Annotated in this window: 23 protein-coding genes; 5 read left to right on the forward strand and 18 right to left on the reverse strand. The window is 73.2% G+C overall.

Annotated elements, in window-relative coordinates; all coding sequences use genetic code 11:
- Window position 1 precedes the first annotated feature (1 nt).
- The 4 genes from nadC to AC0680_RS05625 all read right to left on the reverse strand — a co-directional run bounded on the left by nadC (window position 2) and on the right by AC0680_RS05625 (window position 5,143).
- Complete coding sequence (gene nadC, locus AC0680_RS05610) at window positions 2-1,090, reverse strand: carboxylating nicotinate-nucleotide diphosphorylase (protein WP_478625199.1); 1,089 nt, start codon at window positions 1,088-1,090, stop codon at window positions 2-4.
- Window positions 1,087-2,868 (reverse strand): L-aspartate oxidase, encoded by a 1,782-nt coding sequence (locus AC0680_RS05615; protein ID WP_478625200.1) that lies wholly within the window; start codon window positions 2,866-2,868, stop codon window positions 1,087-1,089. Before AC0680_RS05615 ends, nadC begins: the two co-directional genes overlap by 4 nt.
- The gene (gene panC / locus AC0680_RS05620; RefSeq protein WP_478625713.1) at window positions 2,865-3,989 is read right to left on the reverse strand and encodes a pantoate--beta-alanine ligase; all 1,125 of its coding nucleotides are present in this window, start codon (window positions 3,987-3,989) and stop codon (window positions 2,865-2,867) included. Before panC ends, AC0680_RS05615 begins: the two co-directional genes overlap by 4 nt.
- A 74-nt stretch (window positions 3,990-4,063) precedes the next feature.
- Window positions 4,064-5,143, reverse strand: a complete 1,080-nt coding sequence (locus AC0680_RS05625; protein ID WP_478625203.1) for a Rossmann-like and DUF2520 domain-containing protein — start codon at window positions 5,141-5,143, stop codon at window positions 4,064-4,066.
- Window positions 5,144-5,389: 246 nt separating this feature from the next.
- Between AC0680_RS05625 and AC0680_RS05630 the strand changes: the two genes are divergently transcribed.
- Window positions 5,390-6,604 carry a threonine aldolase family protein gene (locus AC0680_RS05630; protein ID WP_478625205.1) on the forward strand — a complete coding sequence of 405 codons (1,215 nt, stop codon included), beginning with the start codon at window positions 5,390-5,392 and terminating at the stop codon, window positions 6,602-6,604.
- A gap of 206 nt (window positions 6,605-6,810) precedes the next feature.
- Here AC0680_RS05630 and AC0680_RS05635 read toward each other — a convergent pair whose 3' ends face one another.
- Window positions 6,811-7,566, reverse strand: a complete 756-nt coding sequence (locus AC0680_RS05635; protein ID WP_478625715.1) for a GntR family transcriptional regulator — start codon at window positions 7,564-7,566, stop codon at window positions 6,811-6,813.
- A gap of 364 nt (window positions 7,567-7,930) precedes the next feature.
- Window positions 7,931-8,236, reverse strand: a complete 306-nt coding sequence (locus tag AC0680_RS05640) for a hypothetical protein (protein ID WP_478625207.1) — start codon at window positions 8,234-8,236, stop codon at window positions 7,931-7,933.
- Between the two features lie 100 nt (window positions 8,237-8,336).
- On the opposite strand from AC0680_RS05640, the gene AC0680_RS05645 reads away from it, so the two are divergent.
- On the forward strand, window positions 8,337-9,446 hold the full coding sequence (locus tag AC0680_RS05645) for a DUF5937 family protein (protein ID WP_478625209.1): 1,110 nt from the start codon (window positions 8,337-8,339) through the stop codon (window positions 9,444-9,446).
- Window positions 9,447-9,460: 14 nt separating this feature from the next.
- Here AC0680_RS05645 and AC0680_RS05650 read toward each other — a convergent pair whose 3' ends face one another.
- Window positions 9,461-10,153: a response regulator gene (locus AC0680_RS05650; RefSeq protein ID WP_468983993.1), complete on the reverse strand. Its 693-nt coding sequence runs from the start codon at window positions 10,151-10,153 to the stop codon at window positions 9,461-9,463.
- 123 nt (window positions 10,154-10,276) lie between these two features.
- Entirely contained in the window at window positions 10,277-11,482 is a 1,206-nt protein-coding gene (locus tag AC0680_RS05655) for a sensor histidine kinase (protein WP_478625212.1), read from the reverse strand.
- 288 nt (window positions 11,483-11,770) lie between these two features.
- On the opposite strand from AC0680_RS05655, the gene AC0680_RS05660 reads away from it, so the two are divergent.
- Complete coding sequence (locus tag AC0680_RS05660) at window positions 11,771-12,814, forward strand: SAM-dependent methyltransferase (RefSeq protein WP_478625215.1); 1,044 nt, start codon at window positions 11,771-11,773, stop codon at window positions 12,812-12,814.
- A gap of 58 nt (window positions 12,815-12,872) precedes the next feature.
- Window positions 12,873-14,015 (forward strand): NADH-quinone oxidoreductase subunit D, encoded by a 1,143-nt coding sequence (locus AC0680_RS05665; protein ID WP_468983986.1) that lies wholly within the window; start codon window positions 12,873-12,875, stop codon window positions 14,013-14,015.
- 170 nt (window positions 14,016-14,185) lie between these two features.
- Here the strand turns inward: AC0680_RS05665 and AC0680_RS05670 are convergent, their stop codons facing one another.
- The 4 genes from AC0680_RS05670 to AC0680_RS05685 all read right to left on the reverse strand — a co-directional run bounded on the left by AC0680_RS05670 (window position 14,186) and on the right by AC0680_RS05685 (window position 18,125).
- Window positions 14,186-15,343, reverse strand: coding sequence for a hypothetical protein (locus AC0680_RS05670; protein WP_478625218.1), 1,158 nt, complete (start codon window positions 15,341-15,343; stop codon window positions 14,186-14,188).
- 64 nt (window positions 15,344-15,407) lie between these two features.
- On the reverse strand, window positions 15,408-16,373 hold the full coding sequence (locus AC0680_RS05675) for an ABC transporter substrate-binding protein (RefSeq protein WP_478625220.1): 966 nt from the start codon (window positions 16,371-16,373) through the stop codon (window positions 15,408-15,410).
- Between the two features lie 262 nt (window positions 16,374-16,635).
- Window positions 16,636-17,388: an ABC transporter permease gene (locus AC0680_RS05680; RefSeq protein ID WP_478625222.1), complete on the reverse strand. Its 753-nt coding sequence runs from the start codon at window positions 17,386-17,388 to the stop codon at window positions 16,636-16,638.
- A gap of 2 nt (window positions 17,389-17,390) precedes the next feature.
- Window positions 17,391-18,125, reverse strand: coding sequence for an ABC transporter permease (locus AC0680_RS05685; RefSeq protein ID WP_478625224.1), 735 nt, complete (start codon window positions 18,123-18,125; stop codon window positions 17,391-17,393).
- A 173-nt stretch (window positions 18,126-18,298) separates the two neighbouring features.
- On the opposite strand from AC0680_RS05685, the gene AC0680_RS05690 reads away from it, so the two are divergent.
- Window positions 18,299-19,507, forward strand: a complete 1,209-nt coding sequence (locus AC0680_RS05690) for an ABC transporter ATP-binding protein (RefSeq protein ID WP_478625226.1) — start codon at window positions 18,299-18,301, stop codon at window positions 19,505-19,507.
- A 28-nt stretch (window positions 19,508-19,535) separates the two neighbouring features.
- Here the strand turns inward: AC0680_RS05690 and AC0680_RS05695 are convergent, their stop codons facing one another.
- The 6 genes from AC0680_RS05695 to AC0680_RS05720 form a co-directional block, all read right to left on the reverse strand.
- Window positions 19,536-20,021: a DUF3180 domain-containing protein gene (locus AC0680_RS05695; protein ID WP_478625227.1), complete on the reverse strand. Its 486-nt coding sequence runs from the start codon at window positions 20,019-20,021 to the stop codon at window positions 19,536-19,538.
- 122 nt (window positions 20,022-20,143) lie between these two features.
- Window positions 20,144-20,737, reverse strand: a complete 594-nt coding sequence (folK, locus tag AC0680_RS05700; RefSeq protein WP_478625228.1) for a 2-amino-4-hydroxy-6-hydroxymethyldihydropteridine diphosphokinase — start codon at window positions 20,735-20,737, stop codon at window positions 20,144-20,146.
- The gene (gene folB / locus AC0680_RS05705) at window positions 20,734-21,093 is read right to left on the reverse strand and encodes a dihydroneopterin aldolase (RefSeq protein WP_384428063.1); all 360 of its coding nucleotides are present in this window, start codon (window positions 21,091-21,093) and stop codon (window positions 20,734-20,736) included. The genes folK and folB overlap by 4 nt, the downstream gene beginning before the upstream one ends.
- A 444-nt stretch (window positions 21,094-21,537) precedes the next feature.
- Entirely contained in the window at window positions 21,538-22,008 is a 471-nt protein-coding gene (locus tag AC0680_RS05710) for a nuclear transport factor 2 family protein (RefSeq protein ID WP_384491681.1), read from the reverse strand.
- A gap of 5 nt (window positions 22,009-22,013) precedes the next feature.
- Window positions 22,014-22,952: a dihydropteroate synthase gene (folP, locus tag AC0680_RS05715; protein ID WP_478625229.1), complete on the reverse strand. Its 939-nt coding sequence runs from the start codon at window positions 22,950-22,952 to the stop codon at window positions 22,014-22,016.
- A gap of 123 nt (window positions 22,953-23,075) precedes the next feature.
- Entirely contained in the window at window positions 23,076-24,923 is a 1,848-nt protein-coding gene (locus AC0680_RS05720; protein ID WP_478625231.1) for a phosphatidylglycerol lysyltransferase domain-containing protein, read from the reverse strand.
- Window positions 24,924-24,980 lie beyond the last annotated feature (57 nt).

Consider the following 24,980-nt stretch of genomic DNA (forward strand, 5'->3'; position numbering starts at 1 on the left):
GTCAGCGGCCCTCACGCAGGTCGTCTCCGGAGCCCGCCCCGGCGGCCCCGGCCCCGTCCTCGCCGTCGCTCTCGTCCTCGCGCAGGTCGAGGCCGATGTCGAGGATCGGGGAGGAGTGGGTCAGGGCGCCCACGGCCAGGTAGTCGACGCCGGTCTCGGCGTAGGCACGGGCGTTGGCGAGGGTCAGGCGCCCGGAGGACTCCAGCATCGCGCGGCCCGCCACCAGGTCCACGGCCTCCTTGGTCTGCTCCGGGGTGAAGTTGTCGAGCAGGATCAGGTCGGCGCCCTCGGCCAGGATCGGCGGGATCTGGTCGAGCCGGTCGACCTCCACCTCGATCGGCACACCGGGGAACTCGGCCCGTACGGCCGTGAACGCCGCGGCCACTCCGCCCGCCGCGACCACGTGGTTGTCCTTGATCAGCGCCGCGTCCGACAGCGACATCCGGTGGTTGACGCCGCCACCGCAGCGCACCGCGAACTTCTCCAGGGCGCGCAGCCCCGGCGTCGTCTTCCGGGTGTCGCGGACCCTGGCCTTGGTGCCTTCGAGGACGTCGGCCCACCTGCGGGTCGCGGTCGCGATGCCCGACAGCCGGCACAGGATGTTCAGCGCGCTGCGCTCGGCGGTGAGCAGATCGCGGGTGCGGGTGGTGACGGACAGCAGCTTGGCGCCGGCCTCTACCCGGTCGCCGTCCTCGACGTGCCGCTCGACGGCGAACTCGTCGGTGCACACGATGGACAGCACCGCCTCGGCGATCCGCAGCCCGGCGACCGTACCGGCCTCACGGGCCGTGAAGTCGGCGGTGGCGACCGCGTCCTCGGGGACGGTGGCCACCGTCGTGACGTCCACGCCCTGGTCGAGGTCCTCCTCGACGGCGAGGTGCGCGATGTCCTCGACCTGTACGGGATCGAGGCCGGCGTTCACCAGGAGGGCGGCCAGGTCGGGGTCGAGGCCGCAGGTCAGCGGGTCGATCTCGTACGAGCCGTCGTCGCCGCCGGCACAGCCGCAGGCGTCGCCGCAGCCTCCGCCGGTCGGGGCGCCGCCGGTGGGCCCGCCGATCTGGAGGAGGGGGAGGTCTTCGGGCGTGCTCACGGGTTCGGCTCCGTTTCGGGAAGGGTGGCGGGGAAGTTGGGCGAGTCGGATATGCCGCTGAGGGCCACGGTGTGGGGCGGGCGGTAGGTGACCATGTAGTGGTGCTGGTAGAGGTCGTCCCGGCGCTCGGGGAAGTCCTCGCGCCAGTGGCAGCCGCGGGTCTCCTCGCGGGCCCGGGCGCCGGCCACCAGCACCCGCGCGACGAGCAGGAGGTTGGTCGTCTCCCACGCCTCCACGCCGGGCTCGACCGCCTTGTGGCCCTCGACGCCGGGCAGGTCCTCGGCGCCGGCCGCGTCCGGGCCGTCGGCCTGGCGCTGCAGCCGCAGGAGCGCCTTGGTCGCCTCCATGAGGCTCTGCGCCGACCGCAGCACTCCGGCGCCCGCGGTCATGGCCCGCTGGATCGTGGCCCGTTCCTCGGGGGCGAGCAGCGGTGCGCCCGGGCCGTCCGGGGTGACGGGCGGCCCGGGCGTGCGGACCGGGCGGGCGGTGATGTCGGCGGCGATCCGCTCCGCGAACACCAGCCCTTCCAGGAGGGAGTTGGAGGCCAGCCGGTTCGCGCCGTGCACGCCGGTGCAGGCGACCTCGCCGCACGCGTAGAGGCCGGGCACGGTCGTCCGGCCGTGCAGGTCGGTGCGGACTCCGCCGGAGGCGTGGTGCGCGGCGGGCGCTACCGGGATCGGCTCGGTGACCGGATCGATGCCGTGGGAACGGCAGGCCGCCAGGATCGTCGGGAAGCGCTGCTCCCACATCCGCGCGCCGAAGTGCCGGCCGTCCAGGTACATGTGGTCGGTGCCCTGCTCCTGGGCGCGGCGCGTGATGCCCTTGGCGACGATGTCGCGCGGCGCCAGTTCGGCCAGCTCGTGCCGGCCGACCATGAAGCGGGTGCCGTCGGCGTCGACGAGGTGTGCGCCCTCGCCCCGTACGGCCTCGGAGATCAGCGGCTGCTGGCCCTCCGCGTCCGGGCCCAGGTACAGGACCGTGGGGTGGAACTGCACGAATTCGAGGTCGGAGACCTCGGCGCCGGCGCGCAGGGCGAGGGCCACGCCGTCACCGGTGGAGACGGCCGGGTTGGTGGTCGCGGAGAAGACCTGCCCCATGCCTCCGGTGGCGAGGACCACGGCGGGGGCGTGGACGGCGCCGACGCCGTCGTGCTGGCCCTCCCCCATGACGTGCAGGGTGACGCCGGAGGTGCGGCCCTCGGCGTCCTTGAGCAGGTCCAGGACGAGGGCGTTCTCGATGGTGCGCAGTCCGGCGGCGCGGACCGCCTCGACCAGCGCGCGGGAGATCTCGGCCCCGGTGGCGTCGCCGCCGGCGTGCACGATACGGCTGCGGTGGTGGCCGCCCTCACGGGTGAGCGCTATCTCGTCGCTGCCCGGTGCGGTGTCGAAGCGCGCACCGGTGCCGATCAGTCGGTGGACGGCGTCCGGGCCTTCGGTGACCAGGGTGCGTACGGCCTCCTCGTCGCAGAGTCCGGCGCCCGCGACCAGGGTGTCGGCCAGGTGCTGCTCGGGGGTGTCGCCGTCGCCCAGGGCCGCCGCCACGCCGCCCTGCGCCCAACGGGTGGAGCCGTCGTCCAGACGTGCCTTGGTGACGACGACGGTCCGGCGGCCGGCCGCGGCGCAGCGCAGGGCGGCGGTCAGCCCGGCCACGCCGGAACCCACGACGACGACGTCCGCCTCGATGGACCAGCCGGGGGCGGGGGCGTTCAGACGTATGCCGGTGCCTGGTACGGGGTCGGTGCCTGCTCCGGTGGCAGGGCCTGTTCCGGTGGCGGTCATCGGGTCGCTCCGAGGGGGCCTTGGGGGGTGGTGGGCGGTGTGGCGGGTGTGGCGGACGTGCGGGGGGCGCCGGGGTCCGGCGTCGTCCCGCCGGAGCGGGGCGCTGCCCGGTGGGCGGCCTCGTCCTGTGGGGGCGAGGCTCCGAAGGTGAGACGGATGTTGTCGATGAGGCGCGTGGTGCCCACCTTGGCGGCCACCGCGAGGATGCCCTCGCCCTGGTAGCCGTCCGGGATCTCGGTGAAGTCCGACGGATCGACCAGTGCCAGGTAGTCGAGCGCGAGCGGCGGATCGAGCTGGGCGGCGTCCTCCAGGACCGCGCGGGCCGCGGCGCGCGCCACGGACGGCCCGTGCGGCGGGCCGGCGGCCGCGTAGGCGACGGCGTGCGCGTCGGCGGCGGCACGGTCCTCGCCGATGGCGGCCAGCGCCGCGGAGCGGTCCTGTGCGGGGTGGCCGGCGGAGGCGGCGCGGGCGCGCAGCGCCTCCTCGGCGGTGAGCCGGTCGCGGGCCGCGAACAGGGCCGCGGAGAGCGCCAGCGCGGTGCGCCGCTCCGGGGTGGACAGGTAGCGGTTGCGGCTGGAGAGGGCGAGGCCGTCGTCCTCGCGCACCGTGGGGACGCCGACGATCTCGACGGGGAAATTCAGGTCGGCCGCCATCCGCGTGATGACGGCGAGCTGCTGGGCGTCCTTCTGGCCGAAGAACGCGATGTCCGGCGCGGTCAGATGCAGCAGCTTGGCGACGACGGTGAGCACACCGTCGAAGTGGCCGGGGCGGCTGGCGCCCTCCAGGCGGGTGCCCATGGGGCCCGCGGCGATCCGGATCTGCGGCTCGCCGCCCGGGTAGACCTCCTCGACGGACGGGGCGAAGACCACATCCGCGCCGGCCGCCACGGCCAGCTCGACGTCCGCGTCCAGGGTCCGCGGGTAGCGGTCCAGGTCCTCGCCCGCCCCGAACTGCAGCGGATTGACGAAGACGGTGACGACGACCTGCCCGTCCGGGCCGACCCGGCGGCGGGCGGTGCGGACCAAGGTGGCGTGCCCCTCGTGCAGCGCCCCCATGGTCATGACGACGGCGCGAGCGCCGCCTCGGCGCGGCAGGTCGCGCAGCGCGGCGGCGGTGTGCAGGAGGGGGGCGGGGTGCGCCGGTGCGGGGTCCGGGGACGGCTGCGGTGCCGGCGTCGGGCTCGCGGACGAGGAGGTCACCGGTCGCCTCCTTCAGGGCCGTGGTCGGGGGTGTCGGGGCCTTGTTCCGGGGTGCCGGGGGTGTCGGGGCCCGGCCCGGAGGCGCCGGGGTCCGGGTCGCCGGTACCGGGGGCATCGGAGCCCGGGTCGGCCGGGCGGGGGGCGGCCGCGCCGGAGGCGGGGCCGGGGCCGTCGCCGGCGTCCGCGAGCACGTCGAGGAGGTCCTCGGCCAGTTCCGGCTTCAGCAGGCCGTGGGCGAGCGCCCGGTCCGCGGTCGTACGGGCCATGGCGAGATAGCCCGCGACGCTCTGCGGCGCGTGCCGGCGCAGCTCGGCGACATGGGCGGCCACGGTGCCGGCGTCACCACGCGCGACCGGTCCGGTCAGCGCGGCGTCACCGGAGCGCAGCGCGTTGTCCAGCGCCGCGCCGAGCAGCGGGCCGAGCATCCGGTCCGGGGCCTGCACGCCCGCGTCGCGCAGCAGCTCCATCGACTGGGCCACGAGCGTGACCAGGTGGTTCGCGCCGATCGCGAGGGCCGCGTGGTAGAGCGGACGGGAGGATTCCGCGATCCACTCGGGTTCTCCGCCCATCTCGATGACCAGCGCCTCGGCGGCCATCCGCAGCTCGTCGGGGGCGGTCACGCCGAACGAGCAGCCGGCCAGCCGCTGGATGTCCACGGAGGTGCCGGTGAACGTCATGGCCGGGTGCAGGGCGAGCGGCAGCGCACCGGCCCGGGTGGCCGGGTCCAGCACCGCTGTCCCGTAGCGCCCCGAGGTGTGCACCAGCAGCTGGCCCGGCCGTACGGCGCCGGTCTCCGCAAGGCCGCTCACCAGGCCCGCGAGGGCATCGTCGGGAACGGTCAGCAGGACGAGGTCGGCGCGGGCGAGCACCTCGGCCGGGGTGACCAGCGGGACGTCGGGCAGCAGCTCGGCGGCGCGTCGTACGGAGGCGTCGGAGACTCCCGACACGGCGACCGGGCGATGCCCTGCGAGCTGCAGCGACGCGGCGAGGGCGGGCCCGACACGGCCTGCGCCGACGACTCCGACGGTCAGCCGGGCGGGGCGGTCCTGGGCCTCGATGGGGGTGGTTGCGTTCACGCGGCGATGGCCTTCCGTTCCAGTCCGCGGGGGGTACCGGACGATTCCTCGCCATGCTACGCGAGTGCTTCCGGCGTGCTTCCGTGCTGTACGGAGGGTGAGACGGGGGTCTCTCGCGAGAGTTATCCACAGGGGTCGCGGGGCCGTGACGGGCTGGGTCATGATCGGTGCATCGGCGCGCGGAAGGCGCGGGAAAAGGGCAGGCGGGCGGCGGACAGCGCACGGCAAGGGGGATGGATGAAGCACATGACGCAAGCAGGGGACGGCGCTCCGGACGGGTCCGCGCGAGGCGCCGGCGCCGCACCGGTCGACCGGGAGCGGATGCTCGCGGCGTTCCGCGGCTCGGAGCGGATACTGCCGGGCGGCGCACCCGTCGAGACCGTCCGCGAGCGGCTGAAGCGCCTGGTGGCCGACGCTCCCGCCGCATACGACCTGGACGACTGGACCGATGTCTACGGCAACGGCGACGGCATAGTCGGCGAGCTGGAGCGCCGGACGGCCGAAATCCTCGGCACCGAGGCCGCCGCCTTCTTCCCGACCGGCACGATGGCCCAGCAGGTGGCGCTGCGCTGCTGGGCGGGGCGTACGGGCAACGCGACGGTCGCCGGTCACCCCCGCTCCCATCTGGAGGTCCATGAACGCGATGCCTATGCGGTGGTCAGCGGGCTGCGCATGGTGCATCCGACCGGCGCTCCCCGGCTGCCGACCGCCGCCGAGATATACGACCTCCAAGAGCCGTTCGGCACCCTCGCGCTCGAACTCCCGCTGCGGGACGCCGGGTTCGTGCTGCCCACCTGGGAGGAGCTGACCGCTGTGGTGGCGGCGGCCAGGGACCGCGATGCGGTGGTGCACTTCGACGGCGCGCGACTGTGGGAGTGCGTCCCACACTTCGGCCGCCCCCTCCCGGAGATAGCGGCCCTCGCGGACAGCGTGTACGTCTCGTACTACAAGTCGCTCGGCGGCATATCGGGCGCCGCGCTCGCCGGCAGCGAGGACTTCGTGGCGGAGGCGCGCGCCTGGCGGCACCGGTACGGCGGCCAGCTGTTCCAGCAGTGGCCGGCCGCACTGGCCGCGCTGGCCGGCCTGGACGGCGAGCTGCCACGGCTGCCCGGGTACGTGGCGCACGCCGAGGTCGTGGCGCGGGCGCTGCACGACGGTCTGACCGAGGCGGGTGTGCCGTGGTTCAGGGTGCACCCACAGGTCCCGCACACCCACGAGTTCCAGCTGTGGCTGCCGTATCCGCCCGGGGTGCTGAACGAGGCCGTGGTCCGGCAGGCGGAGGAGACCAGGACGACGCTGTTCCGCAAATGGTTCGAGCCGGATCTGGCCGGGCCGCCCCGTGTGGCCATGACCGAGATGACGGTCGCCGCCTCCGCCATGGAGTGGACTGCCGCGGACGTGCAGAGGGCGGTGGCGGAGTTCGTGGGCTTTGTGAGGAAGGTGACGGGCACGGCCTCCTAGCCACGGTCCGGGCCGGGCCGCACGGGCGCGGGCCGGGCGGGACCGGGCGGACCGGGCGGACCGGGCGGGCCGGGCGCGAACTTCGCCACGGGCACGACCGGGGCGAATACCGAGGTCCGCCCGGCATCCGGAGCACGCGTCGCCTCGCGCGTCCAGACACCGTGGCCGCCGTCGCCCCCGGCTGCGCACTCGGCGGAGGGACCGGCTCAGGCGTCGAAGTCGTACTCCAGCACATAGGCCGACGAGTCGAGCGTCATCTCGTTGACCTCGACCGCGCGCCCCTCCGCGGTCACCGCCGTACGACTGATGAGGATCACGGGCGTACCGGAGGGCAGCCGCAACCGCTCGGCCTCGTCTGTCGAGGGCATGCGGACCCGCACCTCCTCCCGGAAGCGGGCCGGTCCCGCACCCAGTTCCGCGAGCCGGGCGTAGATCCCGCCGGGCCCGCTATCGGGTTGGGTGATCGCCGACCCTGCCACCAGATCGGCCGGGAGGAAGGACGTGGAGAGCAGCACGGGTTTCCCGTCGAGCACGAAGCGGCGGCTGCGCACACAGACAGCCGCACCCGGCGCGATGTCGAGTCGTGCCGCAACGGAGTCGCCCGCCCGCTCTTCGCCGATGGTGGCCTCGTCCACCACCAGGTCCCGATCGGGCACATCGGCCGACCAGACGGATTGCCCGGCGCCCCAGTGCTCCTGTGCCAGACGAGGAATCCCGCGCCGCCGGATCGGCCGGAAACTCCGCACGAACACTCCAGCCCCCTTACGGGACTCGGCCAGCCCCTCGGAACGCAGCACTCCCAGCGCCTGACGTGCCGTCATCCGCGCGACGCCGTGCTCGGCCATCAGGTCGTTCTCTCCGGGCAGGCGATCGCCCGGCTGGTATGCGCCTGAGGCGATGGCCTGCTTCAAGGCCTCGGCGATCCGCTGGTACTTGGGCGACTGCTTGTCCTGGCCAACCATGGCGGCGCTTCCCTCCTGGCGTTCTCCAGACAACCTGGAGATGTGTTCGAGTCGCGTGATGACGGCATCGTCGCGAGGGGCATTCACATCTCCAGAGAAGATGTTGACGCTGCGCACTCGAACCGATTCATCGGGTAGCAGTCAACTTCTCTAGGGAACTGGAGTTGAAGTGTCGCAACACCCACGTCCACGTCTGCCGCCTTGGTCAAGCCCAGACGGAAAGCCGTGTTACCTGCTCTCGACGGATGGCAGCCCCATTGCGCGTCGCGCGGACGCCATGGAGCGGGCCGCTCCGGTACCGGAGCGCTGAGGCTGGGGGGGCGGAGCGCTGGGGCCTGTCCGGCCCTGGCCCATCGGGCCGGGCCTAGGCGCGGAGCAGGTCGTTGCCGTCCCGAGTGGTCGACTCCGGGGAGCGGTTCTCGGCCGGGGCGGAGGCGCGTGGGTGGGTCGCGGGGCGGGGGCGGGAGAAGCCCGGGACGGCTGCGCGTACGGCCCGCCGGAGCAGGTCCAGCCCCCGCCCCTCCGCCCCGAAGACCACGGCCTGGAAGCGTCGCCACTGGCGGATCTCGTGGGCGGTGCGGACGGTGTGGAGGCCCGGGGCGGGTGGGGTGGCTTCGGCTCGCTGGGCGGCGCGGTAGGTGTCGAGGAGGTGCTGCTGCATGGCGTCCATGGCTCCCACTGTGGGGCGCTCGGGCCGGCCGGGGCGCGTCGATTGACGGGAGCCGTCAATCGACGACCGCGCAGGTCGCGGGCTCGCGCATGATGGGTTCATGGCCAACGTCATCGACATCACCGGGCTGCCGGCTGAGCGCATCGTCTTCTCCCCCTCGCCCCTGGCGGAGCTGAGCGCCGCGCTGCACGCGCTGTCGGAGCCGGGGCACCACCCCGGGCTGCACGGCTGGGTCACCGCCACCAACGCGGCGCTGAAGACCGACCTCGCCGACCGGCTGTGCGAGGCGGATTTCCTGTGGCGCTCCTCCCGCTCCGACATCCTGCTGCCGGCCCGTCCCGGGGCGACGCTGGCCGAGGAGCTGGACGAGCTGGACAGGATCGACGATGAGCGGTTCGTGGCCGCCGCGTTCGAGATCTCCTGCTCGGCGAAGTACACCCGCCCCACCCCGTCGCCCCTCGTCGACGCGGACGAGCGGGCGCGCGTACGGGAGATGGCCGCCGCGCGGGGACCCCGGCAGGCGGCCTTCACCGACCGGATGCTGACCGATCCCGACGGCCTGCGGGTGTGGCTGCGCCGACTGTTCGAGGACTGCGAGGAGGCGTTCTTCGGGGACATCTGGCGGCGGGTGGGCATCCAACTGGCCGCGGACGCCCGGCACAAGACCGAGCTGCTGCGCCGCAAGGGCCTGGCCGAGACGCTGCCCGCGACGTCGGCGGCGCTGTCGCTGGAGGAGGCGCAGGACGGCAGCGGCGGCGTACGCATCATGATCGACAAGCTGGCCAGCGGCCGTACGACGGCGTATGCGAGCCCCGCGGACCCCGGCGTCACGTTCCTGCCGACGTCGTTCGGCTGGCCGCATCTGGTGTTCAGCCATGCGCCGGGGTGGCGTCCGGTGATCCAGTACCCGGTCGCCAGCCCGGAGTTGCCGGCGCCGGCCGCGCTGGAACTCGTACAGCAGCGGCTGGAGGCGCTGGCGCACCCGATGCGGATGCAGCTGTGCCGCACGCTGTCGCGGGGGCCGCACACGACGGGGGAGCTGGCGAACGCGTACGGCATCACCCCGCCGGAGGTGTCACGGCATGTCGCGATGCTGAAGAAGGCCGGGCTGATCCAGACGCGGCGCCGTGGGCGCTATGTGCTGCACCAGCTGGACCTCCAGGTGGTGGCCCGGCTGGGCAGCGACTTCCTTGAAGGCGTGCTGCGTTGAGGGAGCCCGCTCCGCTACGCGCCCGCTCCGCCTGACCCGCCCGCCCGTACCAGCCCCGTCTCGTATGCGAGGACCACTGCCTGGACCCGGTCGCGCAGGCTCAGCTTGGTGAGGATCCGGCCGACATGGGTCTTGACGGTGGCCTCCGACAGCACCAGCCGGGCCGCGATCTCACCGTTCGACAGGCCCTGGGCGACCAGCAGCAGCACCTCCCGCTCGCGTTCGGTCAGCCGCTCCAGCTCGGGCCGGGACGGCTCGGCGGCGGTGGCGGGCAGCATCGGCGTGAAGCGGTCGAGGAGCCGGCGGGTGGTGGACGGCGCGACGACCGCGTCACCGCTCTCCACCGCCCGGATGGCGGCGAGCAGTTCGTTGGGCGGCACGTCCTTGAGCATGAAGCCGCTGGCGCCGGCCTTCAGCGCGGAGAAGGCGTATTCGTCCAGGTCGAAGGTGGTCAGGATGAGCACCTTCGGGGCGCCCTCCTTCTGCCCGCCCTCGCAGATCCGGCGGGTGGCCTCCACCCCGTCCAGATGCGGCATGCGGACGTCCATGAGGATCACGTCGACCTTGGTGGAGCGCAGCACCTCCAGAGCCTCCACGCCGTTACCCGCCTCGGCGACGACCTCCATGTCGGGTTGCGCGGCCAGCACCATCCGGAAGCCGGTGCGCAGCAGCACCTGGTCGTCGACGAGCATCACGCGGATGGTCATGGCGTGGGGATCCCTTCAGACATGAGAGTGGGGCGGCCGAGCGTACGGGGTCGAGGCGGTGGGCGGGGCGGGCGCGTCGGCGGTGCGGACCGTGGCGGGCTGTGGCGGGCCGGCCGACGCGGCTCACCGCTCCGGTTTGAGCGGCAGTACGGCGGTGACGCGGAAGCCGCCGCCCGGCCGCGGGCCCGCGGTCAGGCTGCCGCCGACCATGCCGACCCGTTCGCGCATGCCGATCAGGCCGTGCCCGAGGCCGTCCGCCCCGCCCTCTTCGTAGAGCTCGTGCTGGGCGCCGCGTCCGTCGTCCTCGACGAGCAGGTCGAGTTCGTCGTCCTTGTAGGCCAGGCGGACGGTGGAACCGACATCGGGGCCGCCGTGCTTGCGGGTGTTGGTGAGCGCTTCCTGGACGATGCGGTACGCGGTCAGTTCGACGCTGCTGGGCAGCGGGCGGGCTTCGCCCTCCACCCGGAAGTCGACCGGGAGTCCGGCGCCGCGCACCTGGTCGATGAGTTCACTCAGCTGCTCGACGCCCGGCTGGGGGACGTACTCGCCGCTCTCGGGCTGTTCGCCGGTGCGCAGTACGCCCAGCAGGCGGCGCATCTCGGCCAGTGCCTGCCGCCCGGTGCCGGAGATCGTCTCCAGGGCCTGGCGGGTCTGTTCGGGGGCGGTGTCCAGGACGTAGGCGGCGCCGTCGGCCTGGACGACCATCACCGAGACGTTGTGGGCGACGACGTCGTGCAGCTCGCGGGCGATCCGGGCGCGTTCGGCGGCGACGGCGATGCGGGACTGCGCCTCGCGCTCCTTCTCGAGGCGGGCGGCCTTCTCCTCCAGCTGTGCCCAGTAGGCGCGGCGGGTGCGCATGGAGTCGCCGAGCACCCAGGCCAGTACGAAGGGCACGGTGAGCAGTGTGGTGAAGAACGCCATCTCCCACACCGGCTGGCCGGGGTACCCCGTCGACAGACGCCAGGTGGAAAGGGAGGGGCCGACGAGGGCGCCGGCGAGGGCACAGCGGGAGGCCCAGCGGGGGATGGTGGGGCCGGAGGCGACCGTGTAGGCGATCACGAACATCGCCAGGTCGGCGGGGATGGGTGTGATCCGGAAGATCAGCTGGCCGACGCCGACGGCGGCCGTCAGCAGCAGCATCGCCACGGGCACCTTGCGGCGCAGCGCGATGACGAGACAGAGGCCGAGCGTGAAGATCGTGACCAGGACCTGCCGGGCGCCCCCGAGGTCGGACACGATCCACAGGCCGGAAAACCCGAGGAGGAGGACGGCCCAGAAGGTGTCCACCCCCGTCGGGTGCCTGCGGAGGAAGTCGTAGAGGCGCTGCACGTAACCCAGCGTAGGCAGGCCGGATAGGTGTACGGGTCAACCGGAGGAGCGATCCTGTGCGACCGGCCTACTCCGCAAGGTGGAGACTCTCTGCGCCGAATGTGGTGGACCGGAGGATGATCTCCACATCTCCGCGCGATCTCCGCGTGCGCCGATCCGCTTCTCCGCCTGGGCCGTTCCCCGTCGTCGCCCCGCGAGCCGATGCCCGCCGTCGCCCCGGGAGCCGATCCGCGGTCCCTGGGGTCTCCCCGTCGGCCGGGGCCCGCGCCCGCCCGTACCGTGGGGCAGGTGACGAACGAGTGGTGCGGCTGGCGGGATGCGACGGAGCGGGCGCTGTACGGGGCGGACGACGGCTTCTACACCCGGCCCGGCGGCCCCGGTCCGGCCGGTCACTTCCGTACCTCCGTCCATGCCTCACCCCTCTACGCCGGTGCGGTCGCCACGCTCCTGTGCCGCGTCGACGCCGCCCTCGGCCACCCGGACGAGCTGGCGCTGATCGACGTCGGCGCCGGGCGCGGCGAGCTGCTGACCGGGGTGCTGGCCGCGCTGCCCGACGAGGTCGCCGCACGGCTGCGTCCGTACGCCGTGGAGCGCGCCGCCCGGCCCGAGGGCCTGGACCGGCGGATCGGCTGGCTGGCCGAGCTGCCCGCCCCCGGCTCGGTCACCGGGCTGCTGTTCGCGAACGAATGGCTCGACAACGTGCCGGTCGACGTCGTCGAGACGGATGCGGACGGCGTGCCGCGCCGGGTCCTGGTCCGTGCCGACGGCACCGAGCGGCTGGGCGAGCCGGTCGACGGGGCGGACGCGGAGTGGCTCCGCCGGTGGTGGGCGCCTCCGCTGAGCGCCTCCGAGGAGGCCACGGCCGACGCCCCCTCCCCCGGGCTACGGGCCGAAATCGGCCGTCCCCGGGACCAGGCCTGGGCGCGGGCGGTCCGCTCGCTGCGCGCCGGGCTCGCCGTCGCCGCCGACTACGCCCACGAACGGGGCGACCGCCCGCTCTTCGGCACCCTCACCGGCTTCCGCGACGGCCGCGAGGTGCACCCCGTGCCGGACGGCGGCTGCGACATCACCGCCCATGTCGCGCTGGACGCCTGCGCCGGCCCGTCGGCGGAGCGGCTGACCCAGCGCGAGGCGCTGCGTGCCCTGGGGGTGGACGGCCGGCGCCCGCCGCTCGCCCTGGCCGGCACGGACCCGGGCGCCTACCTGCGGGCGCTGAGCGCGGCGGGTGCGGCGGCGGAGCTGACCGACCCGGCGGGCCTGGGCGGCTTCGGCTGGCTGCTGGAACCGGTGGGCGGGGAGTGTGCGGGACTGCTCACGGGGCGGGACGTCTGAGCGGCTCAAGGGGTGGGACACCTGAGAGGCGTGGACCGGGTGCTGCGAGACTGTTCCCATGACGGAGACGACGGTCGGCATCGGCGGCGCGGCGGAGAGCACCGACATGGTGCTGAACATCGGCCCGCAGCATCCCTCGACGCACGGTGTGCTGCGGCTTCGCCTCGTCCTGGACGGCGAGCGGATCCAGCACGCCGAGCCGGTGATCGGCTATATGCACCGCGGCGCGGAGAAGCTCTTCGAGGCACGCGACTACCGCCAGATCATCATGCTCGCCAACCGGCACGACTGGCTGTCGGCGTTCTCCAACGAGCTGGGCGTGGTGATGGCCGTCGAGCGGATGCTGGGCATGGAGGTGCCCGAGCGCGCGGTGTGGGTGCGGACGCTGTTGGCCGAGCTGAACCGCGTGCTGAACCATCTGATGTTCCTCGGCTCCTACCCCCTGGAGCTGGGCGGTATCACCCCCGTCTTCCACGCGTTCCGTGAGCGCGAGGAGCTCCAGACCGTCATGGAGGAGATCTCCGGCGGCCGGATGCACTACATGTTCAACCGGGTCGGCGGCCTCAAGGAGGACCTGCCGGCCGGCTGGCTCGGCCGGGCCCGGCACGCCGTCGCCGATGTGCGCTCCCGGATGGACGTCTTCGACAACCTGGTCCTGGGCAACGAGATCTTCCGCGGCCGTACGCGGGGCATCGGCGTGCTCGCGCCCGAGACGGTGCACGCGTACGGCGTCTCCGGGCCGATCGCCCGCGCCTCCGGTGTCGACTTCGACCTGCGGCGCGACGAGCCGTACCTGGCGTACGGGGAGCTGCAGTCCACGCTCAAGGTCGTCACCCGGCAGGAGGGCGACTGCCTGGCGCGCTTCGAGTGCCTGCTGGAGCAGAGCCACAACGCGCTCGATCTCGCCGATGCCTGCCTGGACCGGATCGCCGAGCTGCCGGCGGGGCCGATCAACCAGCGGCTCCCCAAGGTCCTGAAGGCGCCCGAGGGCACGACGTACGCCTGGACCGAGAACCCCCTGGGGATCAACGGCTACTACCTCGTCTCCAAGGGCGACAAGACCCCCTACCGCCTCAAGCTGCGCTCGGCGTCGTTCAACAACATCCAGGCGCTGGTGGAGCTGCTGCCGGGGACGCTGGTCGCCGACATGGTGGCGATTCTCGGGTCGCTCTTCTTCGTCGTGGGCGACATCGACAAGTAGGCGCGGCAGCAGTAGGCGGCGGGCGCCGCGCCCGGAGTCGTCTCCCCCGCCGGGCGCTCGCCCGCCTCGTCCACACCCTGTGGACGGCTGCCGAGGTCACCCGAAAGCGTTCGGCCCCGGAGCCTGTGAGGGCTCCGGGGCCGATCTGCCGGATGTGCCGACCGAGGTGGTCAGGAAATGGCGGTGCGCAGCGCGCCGAGGTCGAGCTGTTCGGTCTCGTCGTGCGCGGTGAGGTCGATGACCTCGCCCGCGCCGGTGGTGGTCTCGCCGTCCGCGACCGGTTCGGCGGCCTCCTCGCCGTCCTTCCCGGCGCTCCCCGCGGTCAGCTCCGCACGAGCCTCCTTGCGCGCCTCTGCAGGCGCCACACGGGCCTTCGCACGGGCCGACTGCTCCGCGAGCGCCTCGTCGCCGACGACGTCCGCCAGATCGTCCTCCAGCGGCGCGGGAAGCTCCCGGGGGCCGGCGGCGGCCGCGTTGCCGAAGAAGTCGAAGCCGCCCAGTTCGCGCGAGGCGGTGGGCCGCTGCGGGGCGACGGCGGTGGCGGTGGCCGGGACGGGGCGGAGCGCGGGTCCGGCGGCGGGGGCCGTACGGGCGTGGCGTGCCTCGCCCGTGCGCTCGGCGGCGGCCGCCCGGCTGTTCCCCCGGCCGTTCTCACCGTCCTGGGCGCTCGGGGCGCTCGGAGCGGTGGGACCGCTTTGGGCGGCGCGCTGCCTGGCCGCGTTACGGGCCAGTTGACCCAGAGCCCGGTCGGCCCGCGCGTACAGGGCGGGGGTCGGGCCCTGGCGGTCCGCGGCCGGGCGGCCCGGGGCCGTGGCGCGCTCGCGCTGGGCCGGGACGGGGCCGGCGGCGGCCGGCAGCGCTCTGGTCGGGGCGGCGGCCTCTATGGCGAGCAGCCGGCGGCCCTCCAGGGCGCTGGCCCGCTCGGTCTCGGCGGTGGCGTAGCGGCGCAGCAGCTCGGCGTGCTCGCTGCGCAGCCGGGCCAATTCGGCACGCTTGGCGCGCAGTTTGGTGTCCAGGGCCGCACGGAGCTCGCGGGACTCCTCGACGTCCGTTTCCAGCTCGGCTATCCGCTCCTCGGTGCGCCACTCGTCGCGCACCCGGGCGCGGGTGAGTTCGGCGACCCGTCGGCCGGCCTTGCGGTCCCAGCTCCGCAGCAGGACGGCGCCGGTCAGTGCGGCGGCCGCCGCGCCCGCGGCGAGCACCCGTTGCACCAGATCGTCGCCGACAAACCACGCGCCCGCGGCGCAGGCGATTGACGCACCGGCGACCGTCGAGGGAGGAAGCAGCCGGTGGAGGGGTGGTGAATGGCGGTGGCGTCCTCGTGGCATGGCCAGAAACTTACCGTGCGTGCGGGACCTATGGGGCCCCGCCCGCCAATCCGTTTCCCGCTGGTTACTTCTTGGCCAGCCCCTTGGACTCCAAAAACGCCTGCGCGACATCCGCGGGCTTGAGCCGCTCGGCATCCACCTTGCGGTTCAGGTCGATCAGATCTTCGGTCGTCAGCGCGTTCGTGAGCTTCCCGAGGGCGGCCTCGATCTCCTTGTCACCTGCGCTCTTGGCATTCACCACCGGCAGCACATTGTCGGCGTTCTGGAGCTTCTTGTCGTCCTTGAGAAGCACCAGGCCGAAGTTGTCGAGCGTGGCGTCCGTGGTCGTGGTGAGCACCAGTTGGTCGGTGCCGTCCTTGACCGCCTGCTTGGCCTGCGGGGTCCCGACTCCCTTGGGGTCCAGGCCCGTGACGTCGATGCCGTACGTCCGCTCCAGGCCGGGCTTGCAGAACACCCGGGTCTCGCACTCCTCGCCCGCCGCGAGTTTGCTCTTCTGCTTCGATTTGCCGAGGTCGGAGAGGGTCTTCAGCTTGTGCTCGGCGGCGAATTCCTTGGTGACCGCGAACGCGTTCTGATCCGTCGCCCCGCCCGCGGGCAGGACCTTGAGTCCGCGCGGCCCGGCGAGCTTCTTCAGCGCCGCCACCGTCTTGTCGACGTCACTGGAGGCGACGGGCTTCGCCTTGCTGCCGTTCTTCTTCGCGTTGAGGAATTCGGCGAGGGTGGAGGCGTATTCCGGAACCACATCGATCTGGCCCTTCTCCAGGGCCGGTTCATACAGCTCGCGATTGGCGAGCGTCTGCACCCGGGTGCGGTATCCGGCGTCGGCGAGGACCTTGGAATATATCTCGGCGAGCACCTTGGACTCGGTGAAACCGGCCGAGCCGATGACGAGCTCGCCCTTGCCTCCCTTGCCGTCGCCGCCGCCCTTCTCCTCCAGGCTCTGGCCACCGCACGCGGCCAGTCCGGCCGCCAGCGCGACGACGGTGCCCGCGACAAGCGCGGTCCGGGCCGCGCGCGACTTGCTGCTCATGGATGCCACCATTCAGTCCGTTCGGATCAGCTCGGGTCCGGCCGGGCCGGGTTCGGGTCGTGGCCAGGTCGGGTTCGGGTTCGGGTCGGTCAAGTTGTGATCGGGGCGGTCGGGTCGTCGTCCGGTCGGTTCGTGGTCGGGTCGGGTCGTGGTCGGGTCGGTCGTGGTCGGGTCGGTCGTGGTCGGGTCACGTCGTGGTCGGGTCGGCCAGGTCGCGGCCGGACCCGTCGAGGTGGTCGGGAACGTCGGTCGGCTCCGGTCCCTACGGGGCGGACGCCGATGCCGGTGTGCCGTGGCTGCGCCCCTCGCCCGCGCCCCTGGGCGTACGCGATGCCGTCCGCGCGGCGCGGCGCCGGCCCCGCATCGGGTCCAGGAGCCGCTCCGCGAGGACGAGTACGCCCTCCACGGCCAGGGCGAGCACGGCCACCAGCACGGCGCCCGCGACGACCTGGGCGGTGTCGTAGTTGCCGAAACCGGCGGTGATGATCCGGCCCAGGCCCCCGCCGCCGGCGAGCGCGGCCAGCGTCGCGGTCGCCACCACCTGGACCGTGGCGGACCGCAGGCCGGTCATGATCAGCGGATAGGCGAGCGGTATCTCGACCCGCACCAGCAGCTGCGGCCCCGACATCCCCATCCCGCGCGCCGCCTCGACCACATCACGGTCCGCCTCCCGCATGCCCAGATAGGCGTTGGTCAGCAGCGGCGGCACGGCGAACAGCACCAGCGCGATGATCGTCGGCCAGTCCCCGTGCCGCCCCAGCGGACTGAGCGTCAGCAGTACCAGCACCGCGAACGTCGGGACCGCGCGCCCCACGTTGGAGAGGTTGACCGCCAGGGCCCCGCCCTTGCCGATGTGCCCCAGATACAGCGCCACCGGCAGCGCTGTCAGGCAGGCGAGGAGCAGGCACAGCCCGCTGAGCCAGACATGCTCGGCCAGCCGATGCCACACCCCCTTCTCCCCCGCCCAGTTGGCCGCCGTCGTCAGCCACTGCCAGGCATCCGCGATCGCCCCCATGCTCAGCCCACCGCCTTCGCCATCCGTGCGCCGCGCCGCGCACGGGACTTCGCCCGCGCCTGCGCCCGCGTCCAGGGCGTCAGCAGCCGCTGAAGGCCCATCAGCAGCACATCGGCCGCCAGCGCCAGCAGCACACACAGCACCGACGCCGTCAGCACCTCCGCCTTGAAGAAGCCCTCCATGCCGCTGGATATGAGATTCCCCAGGCCGCCGTATCCGACGACGGAGCCGACGGTCGTCATCGCCACCGTCGAGACCGTCGCGATCCGCAGGCCGGCCACCACCGCGGGCAGCGCCAGCGGGAGTTCCACCTCGAACAGCAGCCGTGCGGAGCCGTACCCCATCCCGCGGGCGGCCTCCCGCACCTCGGCGGGCACCGCCTGCAGACCCGCGAGGATGTTGCGCACCAGGATCGTCAGCGAATACAGCACCAGGCCCGTGACGACCACCGCCGCCGAGACCCCGAACACCGGTGTCAGCAACGCGAACATCGCCAGCGAGGGGACCGTGTACAGCACCGTCGTCAGCCCCAGGACCGGCCCGGCCGCGCCCCGGCGGTGCCGGGCGAGCAGCGCCAGCGGAAAGGCGATCAGCAGGCCGATCGCCACGGACACGGCGGTGATGCCGATGTGCTGGACCGTCGCGTCCACCAACTCCTGGCTGCGGGTGCGCAGATACTCACCGCAGATCCAGTCGTTCGTCACCAGACAGCTCGGCCCGGCGGCACTGCCGCTCATGGCTCGTCACCTCCCCCGCCCCCGTCGCACACCCTTGCGGTGGCTGTCTGCGACCCTAACCCCCACCACTGACAATCGGCCCGGCCCCGCAGCTCACCGGCTGCATCGCCATCCGCGCGCAACACCGCGTTCACAGGGCCCCGGCCACAATGGGCCGTCGACAAGGGGGAACCATGATCCGCTTCGAGCACGTCACCAAGAGCTACCCCGACGGTACGAAAGCCGTGGACGACCTCACCTTCGAGGTCGCCGAGGGGGAACTCGTCACGCTCGTCGGCCCCTCGGGCTGCGGCAAGACCACCACGATGAAGATGGTCAACCGGCTCGTCGAGCCGACCAGCGGCCGCATCCACCTCGACGGCGAGGACATATCCGCCATCGACCCGGTCCAGCTGCGGCGCCGCATCGGCTACGTCATCCAGCAGGTCGGGCTCTTCCCCCACAAGACCGTCCTGGACAACACCGCCACCGTCCCGCACCTGCTCGGCCGGCCGCGCGGCAAGGCCAGGGCCCGCGCCGCCGAACTGCTCGACCTGGTCGGCCTGGACCCGTCGACGTACGGCGACCGCTACCCCGACCAGCTCTCCGGGGGCCAGCGCCAGCGCGTCGGCGTGGCCCGGGCGCTCGCCGCCGACCCGCCCGTGCTGCTGATGGACGAGCCCTTCGGCGCCGTCGACCCGGTCGTCCGCGAGCACCTCCAGAACGAGTTCCTGCGGCTGCAGTCCACGCTCCGCAAGACGGTCCTGTTCGTCACCCACGACATCGAGGAGGCGGTCCGGCTCGGCGACCGGATCGCGGTCTACGGCGCCGGGCGCATCGAGCAGTTCGACACCCCCGCGACGGTGCTGGGCGCGCCGGCGACCCCGTACGCCGCCCGGTTCGTCGGCGCGGACCGGGGCCTGAAGCGGCTCTCGGTCACGCCCGTCGACGCCGGTGATCTCGAACAGCCGCCGGTCCTCCGCCTCGACGACCCCGCGGCCCGCGCCGCCGAGCGGCTTGCCTCCGAGGGTGCGCCCTGGGCGGTCGTCCTGGAGGCCGACGGATCACCGTACGGCTGGGTGGCGGCCGCGGCGCTCACGGGCGCGGCGGGCGGCCCGCCGACGGGCCGCGGCCTCGACAAGACCGCTCCCCGGGGCACCGTCCGTGAGCACGCCCGGCGGATGGACGCCTGGCTGCCGCTCGGCGCTCCGCTCAAGGACGCGCTCAGCGCGATGCTGCAGCACGACGCCGGATGGGTCGCGGTCCGCGACGAAGAGCGTCATCTGGGTGTCCTGACGCCCGCCGGTCTGCACGGCGCGCTGCGCCGGTCCACCGCCGCGGACGCCGGGAACCTCCCGCGCGACGAGGTGTCGCTCGAGACGGTCCCGGCCGCGGGAGCCTGACCGCGCCGGCGCCGCGGCGGCCGCGGCGTCACACCGCGGCGTCCACCCCGCCGTTTCCCTCGTCGTCGGGGAGCTTGCACACCCGCTCCAGGAAGATCGCCGCGGCGACCACCGCCGCCCCGGCGACCACCGACAGACCGGCGTAGATCGCCTGGTCCCGGCGCGCTGCGACATCGAGCCCGGCGGTCAGCAAGAAGACGCCGACGCCGCCGTAGAGACCCGCGACCAGTGACGCCACCAGGGCGCTCGCCTGCCCGAAGACCACCGCCCGGGCGGCCACCAGCGGATCGACGCCCTTCGCACCCGGCCGGCGCTCACGCTGGGCGCGCAGCCGCGAGCGGAGCGAGAGAGCGGTGGCGGCGAGCACCGCGGCGATCAACGCGAGCACGATCGGCGCGGCCACCGGCACGCTGGGCAGCGTCCCGAACGAGTCCCACAGCCGGGCGCCGCCCCAGGCCAGCACCCCGGCCGCCAGAAACAGCCCGACCAGCACCTTGATGTGTAGCTGCTTCACCGAGCGATCGCCCCTCGCACCGTCATGACCATCCCTGCCGTCACGACCATCTTGCCGTTATGGCCGCGCTGTCCGTTCCGTACGCATGCCTCCCGCAGGGAACCGACCCGCAACCCTAACGGCTACTCCGGCAGCCGCAGTTCCAGATCGGCCCGCGGCGCCACGCCGTCGTGGCCGATCGACGAGAGGAGTTCGGCCACCGCGCCGCGCCCGGGGACCACCGCTTCCGGGTCGATGTCGTGCCACGGCACCAGCACGAACGCCCGCTCATGGGCGCGCGGGTGCGGCAGCGTCAGCCGCGGGTCGTCGGAGAGGACGTCCTGATAGGCGACGATGTCCACGTCGATGGTGCGCGGGCCCCAGCGCTCGTCGCGGACCCGCTCGAAGGCCTCCTCGATCGCGTGTCCGCGCTCCAGGAGGGAGTCCGGCGGCAGCGTCGTCTTGATGAGCACCACGGCGTTGAAGTACGACGGCTGGCTGCCCGGTGCCACGCCCCACGGCTCGGTCTCGTACACCGGGGAGACCGCCTTGACCCGCAGGCCGGGGGTGTCCTCCAGCGCGTCGACGGCCCCCTGGAGGGTCTCCAGGCGGTTGCCGAGGTTGCTGCCGAGGGAGATCACGGCGCGTTTGGGGTTCGAGAGCGTCACGTCGGCGGCGTCAACCTGCTCCACCACCGAGGCGGGCACCGGCTGTACGGTCGGGTCACTGCTGCTCATACTCGGCTCCGAGTGATGGTGATGGTCACGTCGTCGAAGGGGACGGTGATCGGCGCGTCCGGCTTGTGCACCACCACCTCCACTTCCTGCACGCCCGCGTGCTTGAGGCACTGGTCGGCGATGCGCTCGGCCAAGGTCTCGATGAGGTCGACGGGCTCGCCCTCCACGACGGCCACCACCTCCTCGGCCACGACCCCGTAGTGCACGGTCTTCGCTAGATCATCGGAGGCGGCCGCCTGGCGGGTGTCGAGGCCGAGGACCAGGTCGACGATGAAGGTCTGGCCTTCCTCGCGCTCACGGGGGAAAACCCCGTGGTGGCCCCGGGCCTTCAGCCCACGCAGCGCGACACGATCCACGCGAATCACTCCCACTGGTCCACGGCACCTCTGGCGCCACTGATCGTCGGTTCCGGGCAGGCGCCGGAGCGATCCGGCAACACTGCCCCGCCATCGAATCTACCTTCGAGCACCGACAGTCCTCGCCCACGGGGGCTATGGACAAGACCCCGACCTGCTGCTAGGCGCGGCGCACCCCGCGGGCCGGGAGATCGTCCGCGCGGCCTCTTACCCCCCTGCCCACGCCCCACCCCTACCCGTGCCGCACTTGGCTCGAACGGGTGCGCCCCCGCCCGGACGGCTGACGCCCGCCGCTGACGCTTTGCGCAGGCCATCGCCGTGAGCGCAAGGGCGGGCGGCCATGGCAAGGCTCACACGCCGCCCCGCCCGGCCCTGAGGAGATGCCCTTGCTCCTGGGACGGCCCGCTCGGCGGGCGTAGGCACCCGGCACGCACGAGGACGTGCTCACAGGGCGTCCTCGTCGCCCTCGCCCTCCCCTTCCTCGTCCTCCTCGTCCTCGCGGTCCGCCAGCACCGGCGAGCCGTGGTGCGACCACACCCGCCAGCCGTCCTCCGTGCGACGGAAGACGTTGGTCGCGACGACCAGCTGGCCGATCAGCGGCCCCACCGAGCCGTCGTCCTCGGCGGGGCCGCCGCTGAGGATGTTCTCGGTACAGGTCACCAGCGCGGTGTCGCCGATGACATCGATCTCGACGTCCGTGAGGAAGAACTGGATGTACTCGGTGTTCGCCATGATCAGGGCGTACGAGCGGAGCACCTCGCCGCGCCCGCGCAACACCGGCCAGCCGGGGTGGACCACACTCACCTGACCGTCCAGCCACAGCTCGGACAGCGCTTCGTGATCGCCGCGCTCGATGGTCTCGTACAGGGTCGTGTTCGCCTGCTCGACCAGCTCGATGTCCGTCCGTGGGCCCAAGCCGCTCACACCGCTCCCGTCGTGGTCGCCGTCGTCCCGTCCGTCGTGCCCGCGGCGGCCGTACCGGCCGCGTCCCCCTTGGCGGACGCCGCCGCACCCTCCACGGCACGGGCCACCCGTACCGCGTCCGCGCTCGCCCTGACCTCGTGCACCCGCACCGCCCAGGCCCCCTCTCGCGCCACCATCGCCGATACCGCCGCCGTCGCGGCGTCCCGCTCCCGGGCCGGCGGCGGGGCGGCTCCCTCGCCGCCTGCCAGCACCCTGCCCAGGAACCGTTTCCTCGAAGCCGCCACCAGCAGCGGCCGGCCCAGTGCCCGCAGCCGCGCCAGTTGGGCGACCAGCGCCAGGTCGTGCCCGGCTTCCTTGGCGAAGCCCAGTCCCGGGTCGATGACGATCCGGTCCGGGTCGATGCCGCCGGACACCGCGCGGTCCATGGCCTGCCCGAGCTCCTCGACGACCTCCGCGACCACGTCCCCGTAGACGGCGCGGTTGTTCATGTCGATGGACTGGCCGCGCCAGTGCATCACGACGAACGGGACGTGGTGGGCGGCCACCACCGGCACCATCGCCGGGTCGGCGGCGCCCGCGCTGACGTCGTTGACCAGCCGCGCCCCGGCCTGGACCGCCTGCTCGGCGACCGACGCGCGCATGGTGTCCACGGAGACCACCACTCCGGCCGCGGCCAGCTCCCGGACGACCGGGACGACCCGGCGCAGCTCCTCGGCCTCGTCCACCCGCGCCGCGCCCGGCCGGGTCGACTCGCCGCCCACGTCGACGATGTCGGCGCCCTGCGCCACGAGGTCGAGACCGTGTTTGACGGCGAGTTCGGTGTCGAACCATTCGCCGCCGTCGGAGAACGAATCGGGCGTCACGTTCACGACGCCCATCACCGCGCAGCGGTCCCAGTCCGGCAGTCCGGCCACCCGGCCACGCAAGGTACTCATGGCACCAGCGTAGGCCGTGTGCCGACCGGCCGGATTGCGGCCGTCGCGTGCGGGTACGCACCCGCCGCCGGGCCCTCGTGGCGCGGGGCGGGCGCCCTGCTCAGGCGGCCGGGCCGGGGCCCGTCAGGCCGCCCGCTCGACCGCACCCGCCGTGTGGACCGGCTCCACCGTATGCACGCACGGCCGGGGCTCGGCGGCGTTCGCGCGGCGCAGTACGCGCGGCAGGCGCAGCTCCAGATAGCCCTCGGCCTGCAGCGCCGCCAGACCGATGCGCGGGATGTCACGGCTGTTGCGGAAGACCACGAAGCGGGGCTCCCAGCGTGGCCGGAACTTGTCGTTGAACTTGTAGAGCGACTCGATCTGGTACCAGCGGGACAGGAAGATCAGCATGCCTCGCCAGACCCGGATGACCGGACCGGCCCCGAGCTTCTCACCTCGTTCCAGGGAGGAGCGGAAGACCGCGAAGTTCAGCGACACCTCCTTGATGCCGAGGTCGGGTGCGGCCTGCAGCGCGGCGACGATCAGCAGCTCGTTCATGCCGGGGTCGGCGCCGCGGTCACGCCGCATCAGCTCCAGGGAGATCCCGTTGTCGCCCCACGGCACGAAGTGCTGCATCGCCTTCAGATCGCCGTAGGGGCCCGGCTCCTCGCCCTCGGCGACGGGCAGATGCGCGGTGGCGATCACCGCGTCGCCGTCGGCCACGGCGTCGATCCGGCCCAGCGCCATGGAGAAGCCGCGCTCGGTGTCGGTGTCCCGCCAGGCGTTCGCGGCCTGCTGGATCCGGGCCAGCTCGGCCGGGTCCAGATCGCGCACCCGCCGCACCCGCGTCTCGTAGCCGTTGCGCTCGATGCGCTTGACCATCTGCCGCACGTTGCGCATCGCGCGCCCGGAGAGGGTGAAGTCGGCCACGTCCACGATGGCCTCGTCGCCGAGCTCCAGGGCGTCCATACCGGTCTCCCGGGTCCACACCTGGCCGCCGGTCTCGCTGCAGCCGGTGACCGCCGGCGTCCAGGAGTGCGCCCGCGCCTCCTCCATGAAGCGCTCGATGGCGCCCGGCCAGGCCTCGACGTCCCCTATCGGGTCGCCGCTGGCGAGCATCACGCCGGAGATGACCCGGTAGCAGACCGCGGCCTTGCCCGACGGGGAGAAGACCGCGCCCTTGTCCCGGCGCAGCGCGAAGTAGCCGAGCGAGTCCCGGCCGCCGTGCCGGGCGAGCAGCTCGCGCAGCCGCCGCTCGTCCTCGTCGGTCAGCCGGGCCGCCGGGTGCTCGGGGCGGAAGGCGAGGTACGCGGTGGTGGCCACGGTCAGCAGGCCCAGCGCGCCGAGCGAGTAGCCGACGGTGTAGTCGACCTGGTGGGTGTAGCCGACCGGGCCCTCGAAGCCGAACAGGCCCCACAGGACGTGCTGGGCGCGCTCCCAGAAGGACGGCGAGCCGACGATCTTGTGGGGGTGGGAGCTGACGATCACCATGCCGATGGCGAAGCCGGCGCCGCCGAGGACGACGAGGTTGGCCACCGCCTTCCAGCGGCTGCGGGGGTCGGGCAGTGCCGCGAACTCCCGCCGGTGCCACACCAGGAACACCAGCAGCGCCAGCGAGAGCAGCGCTCCGAAGACGGAGTGGCGGTACACCAGCTGAGCGGCGATCCCCACCGGCAGCAGCGCCACGGCCGCACCCCAGGCCCGCCGCTTACGCCGTTTGAGTCCATGGGCCAGCAGGAGCAGCAGGATGCCGACGACGATGGAGGCGGCGGCCGCCAGCGGGCTCACCGCGCCCGGCAGCACCTCGGCAAGGGCGTGCACCCGGCTGTGCCGGAACCTGGGGAACACCCCGGCGGCCAGGTTCAACAGGCCGACGACCACTCCGGCCGTTCCGACGACCCCCGGCACCGACTCCGGTCGCGGGCCACGGAGCCAGCGTGGCGTGCGCCACGCAACCTTCCCCGACTTTTCGCCATCTAGCCTGTCAGACATCACTTTCCCGTCGCCCCGGTCGAGAGAACGTGCGAGCCTTGTCGCAGCATCTGGACT

The organism is Streptomyces sp. NPDC043738 (assembly GCF_056436545.1).